20 protein-coding genes and 1 pseudogene are annotated in these 19,887 nt (G+C 61.2%); 13 read left to right on the plus strand and 8 right to left on the minus strand.

Annotation, left to right across the window (positions count from 1 at the left end):
• Positions 1 to 382: 382 nt before the first annotated feature.
• Together ABQJ48_RS30495 and ABQJ48_RS30500 are read right to left on the minus strand one after the other, a co-directional pair.
• The gene (locus ABQJ48_RS30495; protein WP_367841677.1) at positions 383 to 1,126 is read right to left on the minus strand and encodes an aspartate/glutamate racemase family protein; all 744 of its coding nucleotides are present in this window, start codon (positions 1,124 to 1,126) and stop codon (positions 383 to 385) included.
• A 61-nt stretch (positions 1,127 to 1,187) separates the two neighbouring features.
• Complete coding sequence (locus ABQJ48_RS30500; RefSeq protein WP_367841678.1) at positions 1,188 to 1,916, minus strand: GntR family transcriptional regulator; 729 nt, start codon at positions 1,914 to 1,916, stop codon at positions 1,188 to 1,190.
• 371 nt (positions 1,917 to 2,287) lie between these two features.
• On the opposite strand from ABQJ48_RS30500, the gene ABQJ48_RS30505 reads away from it, so the two are divergent.
• The 9 genes from ABQJ48_RS30505 (at position 2,288) to ABQJ48_RS30545 (ending at position 11,012) form a co-directional block, all read left to right on the plus strand.
• The gene (locus ABQJ48_RS30505) at positions 2,288 to 3,328 is read left to right on the plus strand and encodes an ABC transporter substrate-binding protein (protein WP_367841679.1); all 1,041 of its coding nucleotides are present in this window, start codon (positions 2,288 to 2,290) and stop codon (positions 3,326 to 3,328) included.
• A gap of 13 nt (positions 3,329 to 3,341) precedes the next feature.
• Entirely contained in the window at positions 3,342 to 4,163 is an 822-nt protein-coding gene (locus tag ABQJ48_RS30510; RefSeq protein ID WP_367841680.1) for an ABC transporter permease, read from the plus strand.
• Positions 4,164 to 4,167: 4 nt separating this feature from the next.
• The gene (locus tag ABQJ48_RS30515) at positions 4,168 to 4,938 is read left to right on the plus strand and encodes an ABC transporter ATP-binding protein (RefSeq protein WP_367841681.1); all 771 of its coding nucleotides are present in this window, start codon (positions 4,168 to 4,170) and stop codon (positions 4,936 to 4,938) included.
• Position 4,939: 1 nt separating this feature from the next.
• Entirely contained in the window at positions 4,940 to 5,917 is a 978-nt protein-coding gene (locus tag ABQJ48_RS30520; RefSeq protein ID WP_367841682.1) for an NAD-dependent epimerase/dehydratase family protein, read from the plus strand.
• A 31-nt stretch (positions 5,918 to 5,948) separates the two neighbouring features.
• On the plus strand, positions 5,949 to 6,752 hold the full coding sequence (locus ABQJ48_RS30525; protein ID WP_367841683.1) for an SDR family NAD(P)-dependent oxidoreductase: 804 nt from the start codon (positions 5,949 to 5,951) through the stop codon (positions 6,750 to 6,752).
• Complete coding sequence (locus tag ABQJ48_RS30530) at positions 6,749 to 8,140, plus strand: amidohydrolase family protein (RefSeq protein WP_367841684.1); 1,392 nt, start codon at positions 6,749 to 6,751, stop codon at positions 8,138 to 8,140. Before ABQJ48_RS30525 ends, ABQJ48_RS30530 begins: the two co-directional genes overlap by 4 nt.
• Positions 8,137 to 8,862 (plus strand): maleate cis-trans isomerase family protein, encoded by a 726-nt coding sequence (locus ABQJ48_RS30535; protein WP_367841685.1) that lies wholly within the window; start codon positions 8,137 to 8,139, stop codon positions 8,860 to 8,862. Before ABQJ48_RS30530 ends, ABQJ48_RS30535 begins: the two co-directional genes overlap by 4 nt.
• Position 8,863: 1 nt before the next feature.
• Positions 8,864 to 10,303: a dihydropyrimidinase gene (hydA, locus tag ABQJ48_RS30540; protein WP_367841686.1), complete on the plus strand. Its 1,440-nt coding sequence runs from the start codon at positions 8,864 to 8,866 to the stop codon at positions 10,301 to 10,303.
• A 166-nt stretch (positions 10,304 to 10,469) separates the two neighbouring features.
• Positions 10,470 to 11,012 (plus strand): MOSC domain-containing protein, encoded by a 543-nt coding sequence (locus ABQJ48_RS30545; RefSeq protein ID WP_367841687.1) that lies wholly within the window; start codon positions 10,470 to 10,472, stop codon positions 11,010 to 11,012.
• 68 nt (positions 11,013 to 11,080) lie between these two features.
• Here the strand turns inward: ABQJ48_RS30545 and ABQJ48_RS30550 are convergent, their stop codons facing one another.
• The gene (locus tag ABQJ48_RS30550; RefSeq protein ID WP_367841688.1) at positions 11,081 to 11,341 is read right to left on the minus strand and encodes a hypothetical protein; all 261 of its coding nucleotides are present in this window, start codon (positions 11,339 to 11,341) and stop codon (positions 11,081 to 11,083) included.
• Between the two features lie 481 nt (positions 11,342 to 11,822).
• Here ABQJ48_RS30550 and ABQJ48_RS30555 point away from each other — a divergent pair, with 481 nt between their 5' ends.
• Entirely contained in the window at positions 11,823 to 12,023 is a 201-nt protein-coding gene (locus tag ABQJ48_RS30555; protein WP_367841689.1) for a hypothetical protein, read from the plus strand.
• 53 nt (positions 12,024 to 12,076) lie between these two features.
• On the opposite strand, the gene ABQJ48_RS30560 is transcribed toward ABQJ48_RS30555, so the two are convergent.
• The 5 genes and pseudogenes from ABQJ48_RS30560 to ABQJ48_RS30580 form a co-directional block, all read right to left on the minus strand.
• On the minus strand, positions 12,077 to 13,528 hold the full coding sequence (locus ABQJ48_RS30560; RefSeq protein ID WP_367841690.1) for a catalase: 1,452 nt from the start codon (positions 13,526 to 13,528) through the stop codon (positions 12,077 to 12,079).
• Positions 13,529 to 13,568: 40 nt separating this feature from the next.
• The gene (locus ABQJ48_RS30565; protein ID WP_367841691.1) at positions 13,569 to 14,276 is read right to left on the minus strand and encodes an HD domain-containing protein; all 708 of its coding nucleotides are present in this window, start codon (positions 14,274 to 14,276) and stop codon (positions 13,569 to 13,571) included.
• 390 nt (positions 14,277 to 14,666) lie between these two features.
• A pseudogene (locus tag ABQJ48_RS30570) lies at positions 14,667 to 15,808 on the minus strand (efflux RND transporter permease subunit); the annotation flags it as partial.
• Between the two features lie 190 nt (positions 15,809 to 15,998).
• On the minus strand, positions 15,999 to 16,496 hold the full coding sequence (locus ABQJ48_RS30575; RefSeq protein WP_367841692.1) for a tyrosine-type recombinase/integrase: 498 nt from the start codon (positions 16,494 to 16,496) through the stop codon (positions 15,999 to 16,001).
• Positions 16,497 to 16,996: 500 nt separating this feature from the next.
• Positions 16,997 to 17,683 (minus strand): M24 family metallopeptidase, encoded by a 687-nt coding sequence (locus tag ABQJ48_RS30580; RefSeq protein WP_367841693.1) that lies wholly within the window; start codon positions 17,681 to 17,683, stop codon positions 16,997 to 16,999.
• Between the two features lie 289 nt (positions 17,684 to 17,972).
• On the opposite strand from ABQJ48_RS30580, the gene ABQJ48_RS30585 reads away from it, so the two are divergent.
• Genes ABQJ48_RS30585 through ABQJ48_RS30595 form a run of 3 tightly spaced genes read left to right on the plus strand, consistent with a single transcriptional unit; the run spans position 17,973 to position 19,677 of the window.
• Positions 17,973 to 18,977, plus strand: a complete 1,005-nt coding sequence (locus ABQJ48_RS30585; RefSeq protein ID WP_367841694.1) for a PDR/VanB family oxidoreductase — start codon at positions 17,973 to 17,975, stop codon at positions 18,975 to 18,977.
• A 36-nt stretch (positions 18,978 to 19,013) separates the two neighbouring features.
• Positions 19,014 to 19,445 carry a DJ-1/PfpI family protein gene (locus ABQJ48_RS30590; protein ID WP_367841695.1) on the plus strand — a complete coding sequence of 144 codons (432 nt, stop codon included), beginning with the start codon at positions 19,014 to 19,016 and terminating at the stop codon, positions 19,443 to 19,445.
• On the plus strand, positions 19,378 to 19,677 hold the full coding sequence (locus ABQJ48_RS30595; RefSeq protein WP_367841696.1) for a helix-turn-helix domain-containing protein: 300 nt from the start codon (positions 19,378 to 19,380) through the stop codon (positions 19,675 to 19,677). Before ABQJ48_RS30590 ends, ABQJ48_RS30595 begins: the two co-directional genes overlap by 68 nt.
• Positions 19,678 to 19,887: the final 210 nt, after the last annotated feature.

Genomic DNA, 19,887 nt, shown 5'->3' on the forward strand with positions numbered 1-19,887 from the left:
GCGCGGCCACAATCTGCTCCACCGAATACTGTTGGTGTTTCATCGCCAACCTCCCGTGCTGTGGGGAAAATTGCTCCGAAACACTAACACTCATTTCTGTCCAGGATTTCTGCAGCAGTTCAGTATGAAACGAACTGCTCGCCCAACACAGCGTATCTGCCAACGACGCTATCTCCTGTGCCGGATACCGATTTCCTTTAATCCGGCCATTTTCGAGCATCGCTTCGGGACCATCGAGCGGGTCTTCGCCTGGGAGGAAGCCCCGGCCCCTGCGCGCTCACGCCACATCACCTCTCCACATCCCGATTGCGCTAGAGCGAAATCCGCAACCAGTTGAGAGGCTATCGCATGAGTTCAACTGGACTTCGCGCCCCGGCGCTTCTCATTCACGCAATAGCAATGTGGCCAGGCCACCTGAGAGCCCGGCAATGGGCTTTGCCGGCAACTTCGCGAAACTGCCAGCCTGAGCGCGCGCGGTGGCGAGCCGGGTCAACGCCTGCGCCTGACACACTCCGCTCGATACGCCATCGACCACCGGCACCGGCAGCCGGTCCGCCACGCTGCGCGCCAATCCTGCTAGCGGCGCGCCGGCTAGAATCAGCACGTCGGCGCCATCTTCCTCCACCGCACGATGGCTCAGTTCGATCAGGTGCGCGCCATGATCTTCCTGAACCGTACCGGGATCGCGAAGCGGCCGGTCGAGATGACGGATGCCCGCCAGCCGGCCGAGCATGCCATAACGGTCCACGCATTCGCGATACCAGGCCGTGATACGTCGCGAAATCGCAATGATGCCGATCCGCTGACCGAGTTGGGCGGCGGTCATCAGCGCCGCTTCGGTCATGCCGACAACCGGCACGTCGAGCACTTCACGCAACTCAAGCAGGCCTGGGTCGCCGAACGCCGCAACCAGCAGCGCGTCGTATTCGCCCTTGCGCTCGCCGGCGATGTTCGCCACCGCGTGCGCGCCCAGCAGCGCCTCGAAACGGGTTTCAATGTAGGCGACGCCGCTCGCCGCCGTCGCCATCTCGATCTGTGTATCGGCTAAAGCGACACGGCGCGCTTCGGCTTCGATCAGATTGGTGACGCTCGACGAAATGTTCGGGTTGACGATCAGGAGTTTCATCACGGTTCCGGTCAGGTGCAATGGCGCAATGGCGATGTTCAAAAGCGAAGGCGATGCGCGTTCATCCGAAGATGGCGTTCAGATCGACCTCGGTGTCTTCAGGCAACGACAGGTCAAGCGTCGCCTCGATATGATCGAGATGTCCGACCGCTGCCGCGATCGCCGCCTCCAGTTCGCCTTTCTCCATCAGCTCGACGATTTCCGTGTGCTCATGGTTCGGGCAGGCCGGCACGTTCGGCGAATCGAACAGCAAGATGATGAGGCAGGTCAGCGACGCGAGTTCGCGCATCAGTTTGGTGAGCGGCGGGCTTCCCACCATCTCGGCGATTAGCACATGAAATTCACCGGAGAGGCGAATCACCGCATGCTTGTCGCCCTTTTCTCGCGCGGCGCGTTCCCTGGCGACGTGCGCATGGAGTCGCCGGGAACCTTCGGCGCTGCCACGTTCGACCAGGCTGCGGACTAGCGCCGGCTCCAGAATGCGCCGCGCCTGGAAGATATGGCGTGCATCCTGCACCGACGGGCTAGCGATAAACGCTCCGCGATTCGGGATGGTGGTGACGATGCCTTCGTGCGTGAGCCGCGCCAGCACCTTGCGGATTCGCGTGCGGTTCACCTTGAACACGGCGGCGAGCTTTTCCTCGACGAGTTGGGTGCCCGGAATCAGCCGGTGCTCCATCACGGCGGTCAGGATGCGCTCGTAGATCGTGTCGGAGTTGTCTTCCGCATCCAGGATCTGGGCGGCCGGCCGCGCCTTACGCGGGCGGAGGGATGCTTTGTCGGTTAACACGCTAGCTTTCCTCGACTGACCAACGGTTTTTTGTGACAATACAATTATATATTGTGACAAAAATAATTGTAATTGTTCGAATTTGCACCATCAGCGTACCCCGGCACCGCTTACGTATCCCAAAGGCACCCGAACGGTGCCAGGTTTGTGCGCGCAGCGGCAGACCGGTTTCGCCGGCCGGCTGGCGATATGGATCGCGTCGTTTTGCCTCACAGTACCTGTAACGCGGATACACGCGGCCACGCGGACTTAAGCCATGTACAAGCATATCGCTCGAAGTCGCTGGAGACGGCCTGACAATCGATTGGCACGACTATTGCTTTATTTGTCACAAACGTATTTCATTTTGTGACAATAACGGAGCTCCTCTGATGCGATTCATCCGCCCGTCTCTCGCCGCCCTGCAGCGCGCCGCACGCGTGCTGCTCGCGCCCCTCGTCGTTGCCACTGCGCTCATGCCGACGGTCGGCCACGCCAAGGATGCCGATCCGATCAACCTCGGCTACGCCAAGTGTGCGCACTGCACGCCATTGTCGCTGACGCCGCAGTACGCCACCGGCGTCAAACTCACGGCGACCTCGTTCAACACGGGCAACGACGTGCTGACCGCCTTGCTCTCGAAGAGCATCGACGTCGCGCAGGTCACCTATCTGCACTATGCGACGGCGCTCGACAAGGGCTTCAAGGTGGTCGGCATCTCCGGCCAGATCAACGGCGGCTCGCAGGTGCTGATCGCCAACAACCTGCCGGTACAGCCGGGCGACTGGGACGGCCTGAAGAAACTCATCATGCAGTACAAGAAGGACGGCAAGCCGTTCCGCGTGGCGGCCTCGCGCGGCAACGCGCAGGACATTCACATGCGCGGCGCGTTCCTCACGCACGGCATCGACATCAACAAGGATGTCCAGTTCGTCAACATTCCGAATCCGGCGGACCACGTACAGGCGTTGCGCCGCGGCGAAGTCGAGCTGATCACTTCGGTCGAGCCGTTCGCCACGCAGATCCGCCAGGTCAAGGCGGCCAAGTTCTTCGCGTTTCCGTATGACCAGGCGGCCGGCAAGCTGACCAACCTGATCGTCACGCGCCCGGATGTGATCGAGAGCAATCCGCAAGGCGTGCTGGAAACCGTTCGCGCGATCGTCAAGGTGGACGACATGATGGCCGCCAACAAGCCGCTCTTCGTCAATACGATCCAGAAAGTGACGGGCCTCGACAAGACCATCGCCACCGGCGCGGCCGACAACCTCTATCCGGACTACAAGATGTATCGCGCCTCCGCTGTGTCGATTGCAAAAATGATGCGCGACCTGAAGTACGTGAATTCGGACGTCAGCGATGCCGTACAGAAGAACCTCGACTACAGCTTCCTCGAGAAAGTGACCGGCAAACCCAAGACCGAACTCGGTTACTGATCCGGACCGCGCCATGTCAACCCTGTTTTCCTCACGCTTCTACAAGCGGATCGAGCGCGGCATCGTGCCGGTGCTGCTGCTGGCCGGCTGGGAGGCGTTCTCCCGCTCGGGCATCCTGCCGGCGGCGTTGCTGCCGGCGCCGTCGCAGGTCGCGCTCGCCTGGGCCGACTGGATTTTCAGCACCGACGGCAACACGCAGACCTACTCCGGCCACTGGCTCTTCGATATCGCGGCCAGTTCCGGCCGCGTGTTCGCGGGCTTTTCGATCGCCACGGTGCTGGGCGTCGCCATTGGCATGGCGATCGGCTGGTCGCGCTCGATCGAATCGCTGCTCGAACCGACTCTGCAGACGCTGCGCCCGGTGCCGCCCGTCTCGTGGATTCCGCTCGCGATCATCTGGTTCGGCATCGCCAACAAGCCGGCGATCTTTCTCGTCTTCATGGGGTCGTTCTTCCCGGTGCTGCTCAGCACGATTCACGGCGTGAAGACCTGCGACCGCAACCTGCTGCGCGCCGGCGCGATGACGGGCGGCACGTCCTCGATGTTGCTGCGGCACATCGTATTTCCCGCTGCGTTGCCAAGCATCTTCTCGGGGCTGCGCATCGCGATCGGCTCCGCATGGATGCTGACGGTGACGGCCGAGATGGTCGCGGTGAAGAGCGGCGTGGGCTACGTACTGTGGGATTCGTATTACTTCCTGCGCTACGACATCGTGATCGCGTCGATGGTGAGCATCGGTCTGCTCGGTTTCCTGAGCGACTACATGATCAAGTACATCGCCGGGCGCGTTCTGCGCTGGCAACGCGGTTCTACTCTGCAAGCAAGGGAAGGTTGACAGCATGACCCTCATCACAATCGATAGCGTCTCGCGCACGTTCGAAGACACCAAGCGCAAACAGGTGGTCACCGCGCTCGACAACGTGAGTCTCAAGGTCCAGCGCAACGACTTCCTTTGTCTGCTTGGCCCGAGCGGCTGCGGCAAGTCCACGCTGCTGAACATGATCGCCGGTTTCGACAATCCTTCTTCGGGCACGGTGAGCGTCGGCGGCTCGATCGTCACCGGGCCGGGCGCGGACCGCGGTGTGGTGTTCCAGCAGGCCAACCTGATGCCGTGGCTACCGGTGTGGGAGAACGTCGCGTTTCATCTGAAGATGGGCAACGTCGCCAAACCGGAACGCCGCGAGCGCGCGCAGCGCTTCATCGAGATGGTCGGTCTCAAGGGTTTCGAAAATCACTTCCCGAGCGAGCTCTCCGGCGGTATGAACCAGCGCGTGGGCATTGCGCGCGCGCTGTTGATGAACCCGGAAGTGATTCTGATGGACGAGCCGTTCGGCGCGCTCGACGAGCAGACCAAGATGGACATGCACGCCGAGCTGATCCGCATCTGGCGCGAAAGTCGCAGCACGATCGTGTTCGTCACGCACGGTATCGACGAATCGCTTGCGCTCGGCACGCATGTCGCGGTGATGTCGGCGCGTCCGGGCCGCATTCGCGAACTGTTGCCGATCGCACTCGACCGGCCGCGCGATCCGACCAGCGCCGAATTCAACGACTACAAGCGCCATATCCTCTCGCTGCTGCGGCCGGAAGCGGTGATGGAGCCTGCCTGAGATGACCACGTTCATCACGGGCAGCAGCGGTTTCGTCGGTCTCGCGCTTGTCGAGCGCCTGCTCGCCGGCGGCGAGACGGTCATCGGCTTCGACCGTAGCGCGCCGCGCGCGCAAGCGTTGCAGGCATTTGCCGCGCTGCCGGGCCGTTTCGTTGCGCTGACCGGCGACGTACGCGATGGCGATGCGTTGCGCGAGGCAATGCGCACACATCGGCCGTCGCGGCTCGTCACGCTCGCCGCGATCACCGCGGACGCGCAGCGCGAGCGTCACATGCCGCAGACCATTTTCGAGGTGAACGTCGGCGGTGTGCTCGCCGCCATTGCCACGGCCGCCGATGCGGGTGTCGAACGCATTCTTCATGGCAGTTCCGGCTCGGCGTACGGACTGAGCGGCCGCGCGCCGCACCCGCTCGTCGAAGACGTCACGCCGCTACTGCCCGAAGGCCTCTACGGCATCTCCAAACGCGCCGCCGAAGACGCTGCATTGCGTCTTTCCGCGTTGCACGGCGTACCGCTCGTGATCGGACGGCTCGGCACCTGCTTCGGCCCGTGGGAAGCCGACTCGGGCGTACGCGACACCTTGAGCGCGCCGCTGCAGGTGGTCACGAAAGCGCGCCGGGGCGAAACCGCCGTGCTGCCACGCGCCGGCCGCCGCGACTGGCTCTACGTGCGCGATGCGGCCTCGGCGCTGCTTGCCTTGCTCGAAGCGCCGCACTGGCCTCACTCCGTCTACAACCTCGCCGCGGGTTTCGAGTGGAGCGTCGCCGACCTGTGCGAACGGCTCGCGCGGCGTTATCCCGCGTTCACGTGGCGCATTGCGCAGCACGGGGAGGCGCCGAATATCGATTACTTCGCCGATTACGACCGCGCGTCGATGGACAACACGCGGCTGGTCGCCGATACCGGCTTTGCGCCACGGTTCGATCTGGCCGAAGCGGAAGCCGACTTCCATCACTGGATAACCACGCTGGGCGCGTGAACGCCTGCCCCGCGATTGTACGAGTAACGTCATGACCCTACCCTCGCCCTCCCCGGCCGTAAGCGTGAACATGGCCGGCAAGGTATGCATCGTCACCGGCGCCGCGTCGGGCATCGGCCGGGCGACTGCGCGCCAGCTCGCCGTCAACGGCGCGACGGTCGTGATCGCCGACGTCACGACGGACGTGATCGAAGGCGGCGAGCCGACCGCCGCACTGATCGCGCGCGATGGCGGCCACGCCCATTTCGTCGCGACCGACGTATCCGACACGGCACAGGTCGATGCGCTGGTGGCACACACGGTCGAGCGCTTCGGGCGGCTCGACGTGCTGGTCAACAACGCCTGTGTTCGTCATGCACGGCCGCTGCTGGAACTCGAAGACGCAGACTGGCAACGTCTTCTCGACGTCAATCTGACAGGCGTATTCCGCTGCTGCCGCGCGGCCGTCCGGCAGATGCTTCAGCAAGCGCCTGAAGGCGAAGTGCGCGGGCGGATCGTCAATCTGTCGTCACAGCACGGCATGATCGCCGCGCCAGGCGACCTCGGCTACGGCACAACCAAGGCCGCGATCGACTATATGACGCGCCAGATCGCCACCGATTACGCGCCGCACGGCATCGTCTGCAACGCGGTCGCGCCGGGCAAGATCCGGACCGGCGCCGGCGGCCGTGCGGTCGATCCGGCCGTGCTCGAACGCGCCAACCGGCGCACGCCCTGGCCGCGTCTCGGACAGCCGGACGACGTCGCGCGCGCGGTGCTGTTCCTGTGCAGCGACCTCTCGACTTTCACGACCGGCACCACGCTGATGGTGGACGGCGGCTGGATGGCGGCATGAGCACGCACGATACGCACGACACGCCCGTCCCGAACGGCCCGCTCGATCTGCTGATCGCGGATGCCACGCTGATTTTCGCCGACGGCTCGGCCCACGCGGCGCAACTCGGCATTCGTGGCGCACACATCGCCTATATCGGCGACGCGCGGCCCGCGGCGACGCGCACGCTGTCGCTGCCGGGACGCGTTGTGACGCCGGGATTCGTCAACGCGCACTATCACGCGGGCCTGAACTTTGTGCGTGGCGTGGCGCCGGATTGCGGCTTCGCGCCGTCCTATACGCCGGGGTTGCCGCAGGCCTCGTGGCTTGACGCTGAAGAAGCCCGCGCGCTGTCGCGGCTCGGCGCGCTCGAAGCGCTGCGCGCCGGCTGCACCACGCTTGCGGACAGCTTCGTGCATGCCGACGCAACCGTCGAAGGTATCGCGCAGACCGGCGTGCGAGTGTTCGCCAGCCAGCGGCTCGCGGACGTGGATTTCGCCTCGGTGCTGGCAGGCGAACGGCGCTTTGACCGCGCCCTCGGCGAGCGCCAGCTGGAACGTGCCGACGCGTTCGTCGCGCGTTGGGCCGGTCAGGCGAACGGCCGCATCCAGGCGCACCTCACCGCGCATGCGCCGGACACCTGTTCAGTCGCGCTGCTCGAAGACATCGCCACGCTAGCCCGCCGTCACGATCTGCCGATCAGCACGCACCTCGCGCAAAGCACGGATGAAGTCGATTGGGTCCGTCAGCAGCATGGTCGCTCGCCGGTGGAATTGCTCGACGAAATCGGCCTGCTCGACAGCCGGCTGCTCGCAGGCCACTGCATTCACGTCGACGACGCCGACATCGCGCGTCTGGGCCGAAGCGGCGCGCACGTGGTGCACATTCCGCTCGGCAACGCGATGTCAGGGCGTATCGCACCGACGCGCCGCCTGCTCGACGCCGGCGCGCCGTTGTGCCTCGCCACCGACACCATGCACGGCGACATGATCGACGTGATGCGCTGGGCGCTCGCGATGGGCCGTCTGCAAGCCGGCGCGGTGGGCAACGACTGGCAACCGTCCGACGTGTTCGCGATGGCCACGCGCCATGGCGCCGCCGCGCTCGGCTGGGGCGCGCGGCTCGGCACACTCGATGTTGGCCGGCTCGCCGATCTGGCAATCTTCGATTTTCGCCAACTGCATCTGACGCCGAGCATCGATCCGCTCGGCACGCTCGTGCACAACGCCACCGGCCCGGACGTGGAAAGTGTGATCGTCGACGGCCGGCTCGTGATCGAGCAAGGCCGCGCGTTATGTGTCGACGAACACCAGATCCGCGCTGACGCTCAACGCGCCGTCGATGCGGTCTGGCGGCGCTGCCCGAATCCGCTTCGCCCTTATCCCCCTATTTCTACTATCCGTTCATGAGCCGACGTATCCGTCTGGGCATTCTGACGCCCTCATCCAATACTTCCCTCGAACCGCTGACGCAGGCGCTGGTAGCCGGGCTGCCTGAAGTCAGCGTGCATTTCGCGCGTTTTTCCGTCACGCAGATCGCGCTCAGTCCTGACGCGCTCGGCCAGTTCCAGCGCGAACGCATTCTCGATGCCGCGCGCCTGCTCGCCGATGCACATGTCGACATGATTGGCTGGAGCGGCACGTCCGCCGGCTGGCTTGGCTTCGATCAGGACGAAGCGCTGTGCGCCGCGATCACGGAGACGACGGGCATACCCGCCAGCACATCCGTACTCGCGCTCAATCGCGCGCTGGAGGCCTTCGGCATTCGCCGGCTCGGCCTCGTCTCGCCGTATCTCGCGGACGTGCAGCAGAAGATTGTTGCGAACTACGCCGCGCTCGGCATCGATGCGAGCCGCGAAAGCCATCTGGAACTTCAGGAAAACTTTGCCTTTGCGCTCGTCGACGAAGCGACGCTCGACCGTCAGGTGGCCGACGTGGTGGCCGAAGGCGTGCAAGCGGTGACGACCTTCTGCACCAATCTTTACGCCGCGCACCGCGTTGCGCATTGGGAAGCGCAACACGGCGTGCCGGTGTTCGACACCGTCACCACCATCGTATGGGACATGTTGCGCCGCTGCGGCGTCGATACACGCCGCATCACCGGCTGGGGCCGGCTCGTTCAGGAAATTTGACATGCAAACCTTCGATACCGTCATTCGCAACGCCCGCGTGGTCACGGCCGCGGACATCTTCACCAGCGACATCGGCATTCGCAACGGCCGCATCGTCGCGCTCGGCCTGCATCTCGAAGCCGGCGCGCGCGAAATCGACGCGGCTGGACGGCACGTGACGCCCGGCGGCGTCGACAGCCACGTTCACTTCGATCAGCCCACCGGCGATGGCTCGATCATGGCCGACGATTTCCTCTCCGGCACGACGTCCGCGGCCTGCGGCGGCACCACGACCGTGATTCCGTTCGCGTGCCAGCAGAAAGGCCACACGCTGCGCGAAGCGATCGACGACTACCATCGACGCGCGCACAGGAAGCCCGTGATCGACTACGCGTTCCACCTGATCGTCACCGACCCGACGCCGGAGATTCTGCGCGACGAGTTGCCCGCATTGATCGCCGAAGGCTACACGTCGTTCAAGATCTACATGACCTACGATGCGCTCAAGCTGAGCGATCGCGAAATGCTCGACACGCTCTCGGTGGCGCGCAGCGAGGGCGCGATGGTGATGATCCATGCGGAAAACGCAGACTGCATCGCGTGGCTGACGGAGCGGCTGCTCGCCGCCGGCCATACCGCGCCACGTTATCACGCGACGTCACGGCCCATGCTGGTGGAACGTGAGGCGACGCATCGGGCGATCGCGTTCGCCGAACTGGTGGACGTGCCGATCCTGATCGTGCACGTATCGGGCCGTGAAGCGGTCGAGCAGATTCGCTGGGCGCAAAGCCACGGGCTCAAGGTTTACGGCGAAACCTGCCCGCAGTATCTTTTTCTGACCGCGGACTCGCTAGGCTGCGACGACAGCTTCGAAGGCGCGAAGTGCATCTGCAGCCCGCCGCCGCGCGACAAGGCCAACCAGCAGGTAATCTGGGACGGACTTGAAAACGGCGCGTTCGAAGTGTTCTCGTCCGATCACGCGCCGTTTCGCTACGACGGTCCGGACGGCAAGAAAGCGCATGGCGAAGCTGTCTCGTTCGACCAGATCGCCAACGGCATTCCCGGCGTGGAAACGCGCATGGCTTTGCTGTGGTCCGAAGGCGTGCGCACCGGCCGCATCACACCGCAAAGCTTCGTTGCGCTGACCTCGACCAACGCGGCAAAGCTCTACGGTCTCTATCCGCGCAAGGGCAGCATCGCGATTGGCGCGGACGCCGACCTCGTCATCTGGGACGAGAGCCGCACGTTCCATGTGGAAAACGCGATGCTGCATCACAACGTCGATTACACGCCATACGAAGGCATGCATCTGAGCGCGTGGCCCGCCTTGACGATGTCGCGCGGCGACGTGGTGTGGGACGGCGAAAAGCCGTGCGGCGATGCCGGACGCGGCGAATTCCTGCCGTGCGCACGGCCCGATCCGGCCAAGCCGCGCCGCCGGAAGACCGAACTGCCGCTGTAGTCTCGTTGAGGGTGTGTGAGGGTTCCGGTACAAATCGGATGCGCGGGCATTACGCTCGGATTTTGACGAGCGTAATGCCCGCAATAAGTCATCTGAAAGACGTCGACTGGCTGAACTAACCCATGCATACCCTTCACCACGCCAAATCGTTAAAGCTCACTCGATAATGAACGGAAAAGTCATTGCGGTTCACGTTAATGCCTCACACACATTTTCCAAACAATCCGTTTGGCAGATCATGTTGCTGAAAGGGTTGGGTGTTGAAGGCGATGCTCACTGTGGCGCCACGGTTAAACACCGCTCTCGTGTCGCTCGGGATCCCTCGCAACCCAATCTACGCCAGGTGCACCTCATCCAGGGAGAATTATTCGACGAGCTATCGGAAAAGGCGTTTAGAGTCCGACCCGGTGATCTCGGCGAAAACATCACGACGCACGGGCTTGATCTTCTCTCGTTGCCCGTGGGTACAGAATTACATATCGGCGAGCATTCGGTCGTCACGCTCACTGGCCTGAGAAACCCATGCGCGCAAATAGATCATTTCCAGGCTGGGCTCATGAAAGCCGTTCTTGGTCGTTCGCCAGAAGGAAAGCTCTTGCGAAAGGCCGGCGTGATGGCTGTTGTGACCACCGCGGGACCGGTAACCTCGGGCGACGAAATCACTGTCAAGATGCCGCCACCGCCATACCGGGACCTTAAAATGGTGTAGCTCATTTCCCTTTCCATGCAACTCAGACTGAACGGGAAAAAGCATTTTTCGATAGGGCCGTTTTCCATTCAGCTGATTTTCTGGGACGGACGAATCAGCAGGGTTGCAAGCACCCCTGACACTGCTGCGGCGATCAGCGTATATATCGCGTAGCCCCAACCGATGCGCGTGCCGATCAGCGCGCTCACCGTCGGCATGATGGTGGCCGCGGCGAACCAATGCTCTCGACTAAAGCCCCATTCCATCAAGCGAGCTTGTACGCCAGGTGATGATGGGGCTTTGCTTTTCTGGGTGGTCGAGGGTAAGAGCGTGAAGGCTGGATCCGACATCGGGCGCGGTGGATAAGCTCAAGCACATCGGCCAGTTTTCCCAGACATAACCCGACGCGCAGAAGGCACCCGCCAACGGTGGGCTTGAGTGCGCCGATGGCGTAAAGCCGGTTCAGATGGGCCAGCGCGAAAAGAACGGCGTCTAGGTCGTCCACCCGCCGGCGGTCGTGTTCGAGTTCTCCGAATCGCGCTCGGGCGCGCATCGCTGCGGTACCTGCAGAAGTACCAAGACTATCTGCAGGCGGCCTGCGGTCCTAGCCTTCAATCCAGCGGGGGGTCCCCTGCCATACCAGGTCTTCCCAGTCCAAAGATCGCGATACTTCGGCAACAACGTCGCTCCATTGCAAACGTCCAGCATTACGCTTGTTCACTATCCCTCCAGCGTATCCAGTTTGCGACGGACAACCACAGACTGAAATCACTCAACTGTCGCACGTCCGTTTTGCCAACTCCCGTGTCGATCAACAAATGCCGAGGTCGTATGCAGATCCCGGATTCGTTTATGTCGGGTCAACTCGGACTCCAGAACGGCGACATGGATGATGGCATCTTCGAAACGCCGGCGCGCATCGAAACCGTAGAACCCGCCCGGCTCGAAAGCCAAATCAGTAACAAAACACCTCCGCCTACCCGGTTGTGCCGGGGCCGCGAGCTGACAATCGAGACGACCGGGCAAGCATGACTTGCCCTCTTGACCAGCGCCCAGCACTGAGCCCGCCCGGAAAGGCAGAACGGCTATGCCGCTGCCTTCTCGAGTTCAGCAATTGCCTTCGCCACACCGGCGCCGTATGCCGGATCCGCCATCGTGCAGTGTTCGATATGCAATTGCTGGACCGGTTTCGATACGCCGTTCAGCGCTCGCGCCGTGTTATCGAACAACGTCTGCTGCTGCACCGCCGTCATCTGGCGGAACAGCGCCCCTGGCTGCGAGTAGTAGTCGTCGTCGACGCGGTGATTCCAGTGATCCGCCGAGCCATCAATCGACAAGGGCGGTTCGCGAAAATCAGGTTGCTCCTGCCAGTCACCCCGCGTATTCGGCTCATAGGGGGTGGCGCCTCCCGTGTTGGCATCGACGCGCAACAGACCGTCCCGATGGTAGCTATGAACGTACTTCGCTCCACGCGGCGCATTTACCGGAACCTGATGGTAGTTGACACTCAGGCGATAGCGTTGCGCATCTCCGTATGAGAACAGCCGGCCTTGCAACATCTTGTCGGGCGAAAAGCTGATGCCAGGCACCACGTTGGCAGGAGAAAAAGCAGCCTGTTCTACATCGGCAAAATGATTGGCGGGATTGCGGTTCAACTCAACCACACCGACTTCGATAAGCGGGTAGTCACGCTTCGGCCATACCTTCGTCAGATCGAACGGGTTAATCGGGTAGCTACCTGCTTCCTTCTCCGGCATGATCTGCACACACAACGTCCAGCGGGGAGACTCCTGGCGTTCAATCGCTTCGTACAGGTCGCGATGATGCGTCTCGCGATCCCGGCCGACGAGCGCTTCCGCCTCTGCATCCGTCAGGTTTTCGATACCCTGTTGCGAACGGAAATGGAACTTCACCCAGAAGCGCTCGTGTGCGGCATTAATAAAGCTGAATGTGTGGCTGCCGAATCCGTGCATGTGGCGGAACGTCTTCGGAATACCGCGATCGCTCATGACGATCGTGACCTGATGCAGCGCTTCCGGGAGTTGCGTCCAGAAGTCCCAGTTGCTCTCTGCGCTGCGCAAACCCGTGCGCGGATCGCGCTTGATCGCATGGTTCAGGTCGGGGAACTTGAGCGGATCGCGCAGGAAAAACACCGGCGTGTTGTTGCCGACCAGATCCCAGTTACCTTCTTCAGTGTAAAACTTCAACGCGAAGCCGCGGATATCCCGCTCGGCGTCCGCCGCGCCGCGCTCACCCGCGACGGTCGAGAAGCGCGCGAACATCTCGGTCTTCTTACCGATCTCCGAGAAGATCTTCGCGCGGGTGTACTGCGTGATGTCGTGGGTCACGGTGAAGGTGCCGAATGCGCCGGAGCCTTTCGCGTGCATGCGACGTTCAGGAATCACTTCACGGTCGAAGTGGGCCAGTTTCTCGAGAAACCATACGTCTTCGAGCAGTGCCGGTCCGCGTGGACCGGCGGTCTTGATGTTCTGGTTGTCGACGACGGGTGCGCCGAAAACGGTAGTCAGCTTTTTCATGAAAGATCCTCTATCTTCGCAACGGGGTGACGGTGGTCGTTCAGCTGTCCTGCACTGTCGCAGCGGTGTTGCAACCGCAGGCCGCATTGTGAGCGTGACCCGCGTCGCTGTCGTCCCATGCGGAACCCAGGATGATCTGGCAGAAGTTCAGGCGCTTGTACGACGGATCGCGCAGTTCGAGCACGTCCGCCTTAACGTTGCCGAAGGTCGTCTCGGGTTTCTTGATCGTTCCCTGCGCAAAGGCGTCGATGATGCCGTTCTTGAACGCCTTCTCACGCGGATGCGCAGCCACGACCTGAATCCGTTGCTCGTCGCTGAACTCGTGGTAGGCCATCCCAAGCACGTCCATCTCGACCCCGGCGGTGACGAGCGCGACCACCGGCTTCAGGTGCTCAGGCACGCCCGGCGTCGTGTGCAGGGCAATCGACAACCACACCTGCTCAATGTCGTAGTCGTTCATGCCGTGCTGCGTCATGAAATCACGCGCGGCGTTGGCGCCATCCACTTCGAAACGGTAGCCCTCGCTGCTATACACCGGCATCAGGCCCATGTCGTGGAACATGGCGCCGAGGTACAGCAGTTCCGGGTCGTACTTAAGACCCCCGCGTTCTCCGCTGAGGGCGCCGAACAGGAAAACCCGCCGCGAGTGGTTGTACAGCAGGTCGGTTTCGGTATCCCGTACCAGCTGGGTGGCCGCGCGTGCAATTACGCTGTCGGGTATCTTGATGCCTGCGATTGTGGTGCTCATTTTCCGGTTCCTCAGTTGGCAAGCGGGTGGCGCACATGCGTACATCCAAGGCGTCGACAATCGTTACCGAGTTGCTAATATGTTTGTCAACGATTGACCTGGACATCCTCCTAGATGTTCATCCGGAAAACGTACATTACTGAGTGCAATGGATCGGATCAGCGTACCTGGCGGCATGTCAACGAGAACCAGTATTGGCCAAACAGCCACTATCCGACAACCAGCGCGAAGCGCCGAATCCTGCCAAGCGTACGGGATATTCTGCCGTGCTCTTCGATGCGGTGGCGTCTGCGTAGTGGCTAAGCTATTTAGGACAGGCAGATAGGTTCTTTCAGGCGCAGGATGTCCTCGATCCCCAGGCCCGCACGCACTGGGCGCGCGGCTGCACCTTTACGCTTCCCGCTTCATCAGCAGTTTGAGCAGCACCGGTAACAGCAGAAGCACCAATGGCAGTTGAACGATCAGCCCGGAAATGATGGCTACTGCTAGCGGCTGCTGCATCGCTGAGCCTTGCCCAAGAGCAAACGCCAACGGCAACAACGCTAGAATGGCAGCGATCGTGGTCATCGCGATTGGCCGCAACCGGTTGCGGCCAATCGCGAGCAATGCTTATTCGAACTGCATCCCCTCATCGCTGACGAGCCCCCTGCAACTCCGATACATAAAAATCGCTACCTCAGTCACGATACCGATAATCATCGTCATCCCCATCATCGCGGAGATGTTCAACTCGATGCCGGTCATCCACAAGCCGATAAACACCGCACCGCTGCCAGCAAAGGCATCGCCATCACCGCCAGCGCAACGCGGAAGCGCTCGTACAGAAACAGCAGCAACCCGAACACCAACGCAATCGCGGCGCCAAATACGGTCAACACACCTTTGAAGGCGATCGGCTGTTGCTGATACAAACCACCCAACTCGTAATACACGCCGGTCGGCAACAGGCTCTTGTCGCTGCGCGCCTTCTGCACATCGGCGATCGTTGAGCCGATATCGCGGCCATCGATTCGCGCCGTCACGGCCACCATCCGCTTGAGGTTGTCACGGCTGATTTCCGGCTGACCGGTCACCGTCACCTGTTCGGCAACACGATCCAGCGCGAACAGATGGCCGTCCGGCGCGCGAATCTGCAACTGCCCCAGTTGCGTATCGGTCAGCTTCAGTGCTCCGGCCGCTCGCACACGCACACGCACACCCACGGTCTTCGGCCCGGTCTGGAATTGCGTTGCAACGTTGCCTTCCACCATGTCGGAAACGGCCTGTGCAATCGACTGCGGGTCCATGCCCTCGGCTGCCGCGGCCTCCGGCCGGATGTGCGATTCCAGCGCATCGCCCGCCGGATTGATGCCGTCGTTCGCGTCCACGACGCCCTGAATCTTGCCGATCAGCGCGGCGACCTTGCGTGCGGTGGTGTCAAGCGTGTTCTGATCGTCGGAGTAGATCTTGATCTGCACCGGCTGTGGCACCGCGGTCACGTCGCCGATCAGGTCTTCCATCAGTTGCGCGAGCTCAATGCTCACGCCGGGGGCACCTGGGAGTTCGACGAGAAGGTGTGACTGCGGAGGCGTCTGCCGATCAGCGAACCGCCCGAATTGCCGCAGTCTGGGCGCGTCGCCCACGACATTAAATCCAGCGTTGCGCCGATATACAAGGTAGTCTTCGATGCGCTCGGTCCAAAGTCCGGGCGCGATCATGATCGACGCTTCGGCCATGGTTGCGCTACCTTACGCAGACGATCAAGATCAACCCTGGTGTAAAGCGTCCCAGTACATCGGCAACTTCTTTTAGCGATGCCCCACCTTGAATGAGGCGGGTTGCTGCCGTGCGTCGCAACACGTGGACGCCATGAAATCGGTCGTCGAGACCGGCACGTACGAAGGTGCCTCTGATGAGGTGATTGATGGCAACGGCGTCGCTGGGCTTGTCGTACGGCGCGATTTGCCGGACAAAGACGGCCCGATTACTCGTATGGGGCCGTCCGTACTGTAAATAGCGGACAAGTGCGTGGGCCGTTTGTACCCGCAGCGGTAGCTTGCATTCTCGTCCGCTCTGGTTATGAGTTAGCGTCAACGTTCCATTCGACCAATCGAATGATCCCAGCTGCAGTCGCACGACTTCCATGCGACGCAACGCCATATCGGCCATACATCGTGCAATTGCGAAATCGCGCATGCCAATCGGTTTGGTCAAATCGAACGCTGCGAAAAAACGATCCAACTCCCTGTCGGTCGTCACAACGGCAGACGTGCCGGCATTGGTGGCGCCGTCTTCAGGATCGCGGCGAACAGAGCACGAGTGTCATCCCCGTGCAAGGTGCGCTTCAACAAAGGTCGCATCGCGGCTCTTTACGATACAGTCCGCGTACAAGGGCACTCACCGTGTCGCCTCTGAACCTAATTTCCACGCGCGCCTAACGAACCTCCTCTTACTCATCGGCCCTCCGGACAAAGAATCCGAAGGTACCGGGTTACGGAAATTCAAATGAGTTTCGGGGCTGCAGCCCGACATAACAACGAGCCGGTCAAGTGGCCTGATTACGCCGATCCTCAGGTGGCTCCTATACGCCGATCATCGAGTGGCTCCAATACGCCGATCCTACACTGGCTCGATTACGGCGATCATCTCGTGGCTTGATTACGCCGATCCCGAAATGGCCTCATTACGCCGATTCGTGACACATCCTGACGCCAAGGCGCTTGGCCAGACTTTAGTAGCGGTTATGCATAGAAGCTGTCGTCGAGCAGCATGTCTTCGAAAAACGCGCCGAACCTCCCCTGCGGGTCTCTGACGTGTATCTCGAGAATCCAGCGCATAGCCGCTGGGCTTGCGTCGAATTCGGCCAGTGAGCCGTTGTGAATAGCGGCGTGCGGGAAGTCGGAAACGCGGTGGCCGGGCAAATCGAAGTTCAGTTCCCATCCCATCGCTTTGGCCATCTTGTCGGCAAACGCGTAAAGCTTCTCTCCTGACGGCTTCTCTTTGGACCAGACGGCACGTACCTCGTGGAACAGGCGCTCGGCATCACGGGCGCAGCGTTCATATTCTGCGTGCTGCCCCACGACGAATGATTTGCCTCCGTCTCCTTCCCATGCTTCGACGCGTGGCGCAATGTCGAGGAAGAAGATGTCGTTCTCCTTCAGCACCACGCCGGCAACGGATTCCACCTTCATGGGTTTCATCGTGTTGCTTCCGAAGCGCACACGGGTCGGGTGCCAAGTCAGCGCCAAGCCCGAATCGAACATGACTTGCTTGGCCATTTCAACTGCGTCTTCTTCCACCATGCCGGGGACGACACGTGCCGCGATGTCGCGAATCGCCTCGCGCGTCTTTTGACGGGCCAGTAACATACCATCAACTGAAAATGCAGGGCCGACCCGTTCCGCCGGGTTAGTGACAGCGATGTTCATCAGTCTTTCTCCATAGTGAGTAGCTTGTGGGGTAAGTCGGCGTCGATTATCAAACCTGCAGAGTTACGTGGCACGAAGCGAATGGCAGCTATTCGAGCCAAGCAGCATGCGAATCGAGCCACGGGCAGGGTCATGGCTGCGATGGCAGGAATCGGCGTCAATCTGGCTGTAATCCATGCAGACCAACCAATCTGAGGAGCGGGTTCTTGCCAGATAATCCCGCAGAGTAATTGACCGGATCAAACCAGTCATCGACTCGCATAGGGAATCTCGGACTACGGAGAATGTTGTGTCAAATATTGCTGTTGCGGATTCAATAGACGACGTTAAGAAAACCCGTATTGAGTGCGCCTCGGATCCTGACTGGATGAACGTTCGCGTCGAGCGCGTGGTAGAGGAGTCGAACACTGTCCGTTCCTATGTACTCGTGCCCACCGATCGCGCTTTGCTGCCCGCTTCAGGACCCGGGGACCACGTCAAACTCCGCTTGCCGAACGGACTCGTCCGTCAATATTCGCTTTGCTCGAATTCAAACGGCGACGCCTATACGATAGGTGTGGCACGTGCTGCTGAGAGTCGGGGTGGATCACGCTGGATACACGAGTCGCTAGATGTGGGCGACAGCATTGAATGCTCGCCGCCGTCGAACAGCTTTCCCGTGGCCGAAGATGCATCTTTGCACGTCATGTTCGCCGGAGGCATCGGGATCACACCGTTCCTGTCGATGATCGAGCATTTCCAAAGCATCAATGCCCCCTTCCGGCTCTATTACCTTGCAAGAAGAAGGTCATCCGCCGCATTCGTGAAGAAGATCGAAGCCTCCGCCGATCACACGGTATTGTATTTCTCGGACGACAATCAGAACCGTCTTTTCGACGTAGAGGCGGAAATAGCGGCATTGCCCGAAGGTGCGCATGTGTATTGCTGTGGCCCTGCGCCGCTGATGCAGGCGGTTCGTGACGCGAAGTCGACGTTGCCTGAGACACACTTTCATTTCGAGGCATTCGTCTCACCCGCAGACGCTAGCGACGCATCCCCTTTTGTGGTCGACCTGTTGATCAGCAAGCTCCGTATCGCAGTTGCGCCAGGGCAAACCATCCTCAACGCGGTCAGGCAAAACAACGTCTATGCGCCTTCGTCCTGCGAAACCGGCACTTGTGGAACCTGCGTGGTGCCTTATTCAAATGGTGCGGTTCAGCACAAAGACATGTGCCTGACGGCCCAGGCTCGTCAGTCGTATATGGCCGTCTGCGTGTCGCGAGCCAGTTCGGACTCGATCACCATTGCGCTATAGACGCGCCCGTCTGCCCCTGACTTACTGCGCATCTCCATGACGACCGTCGCCCTTATCGCTTTCACCGGTGCTCAGTCGCTCGACGTCGCCGGACCGATGGATGTGTTTGCGGAAGCGAACCGTTTCCTGCTGACTGATGAGCACTATCAGCTTGAGATCATCGGAATCGATCGCTCACCACTGCGGTGTTCGAATGGTGTCGGTCTGATTGCGGATCGTCATTGGAGCGAGGTGAACGAGCCCATCGATCTGGTTCTGGTTGCAGGAGGTCCAGGACTCGTGAATCAAACGTTCGGCGAAGATTTCCAGCAGTGGCTGCGTGCGGCCGCCTCCAGGGCAAGACGGTTCGGCTCAATTTGTAGCGGAGCTTTCCGTCAAGGAACTGGCCGCAGTCGCCAATATGAGTGTCAGAAACTTTGCAAGAACCTTCGTACGGGAAGCGAACATCCCCCCGGCGGAATTCGTTGAAGGTGCCCGAATGGATGCGGCGCGCGCACTGCTGGAGAACTCGGTGAGTCCTCTCAAGTCGATCGCGTACGAATGCGGGTTTAAGGATGCAGGCAGGATGAGAAGCGCTTTTCGACGACGCCTGGGCGTGACGCCGCAGCACTATCGCCAGAGCTTTGGATTCTCTGCACCGACAACCGTTACCGGCAACAGCGGAGGACCGAAGACGACCCTGAGCTACCCTTCGACATAAGCGTGCGAATGTCCGAAGTTCGACCACTTTTTGACGGTCAGGGCAGACATGACAAAGATGCCATCTCGACGACCGGATCATGTCATGCTGATGAAAGTTACACTGATCGAATATGGTGCAGCAGGATTCAAAACAGAAACGGGATGCTCATGATTGCCGGGTCCAGTTGGGCCTCTGCCCGAAATAGTCGTCTGACGCAACACACAGCAG

The sequence above is a fragment of the Paraburkholderia suaedae genome (genome assembly GCF_040812055.1).
Lineage (GTDB): Bacteria > Pseudomonadota > Gammaproteobacteria > Burkholderiales > Burkholderiaceae > Paraburkholderia.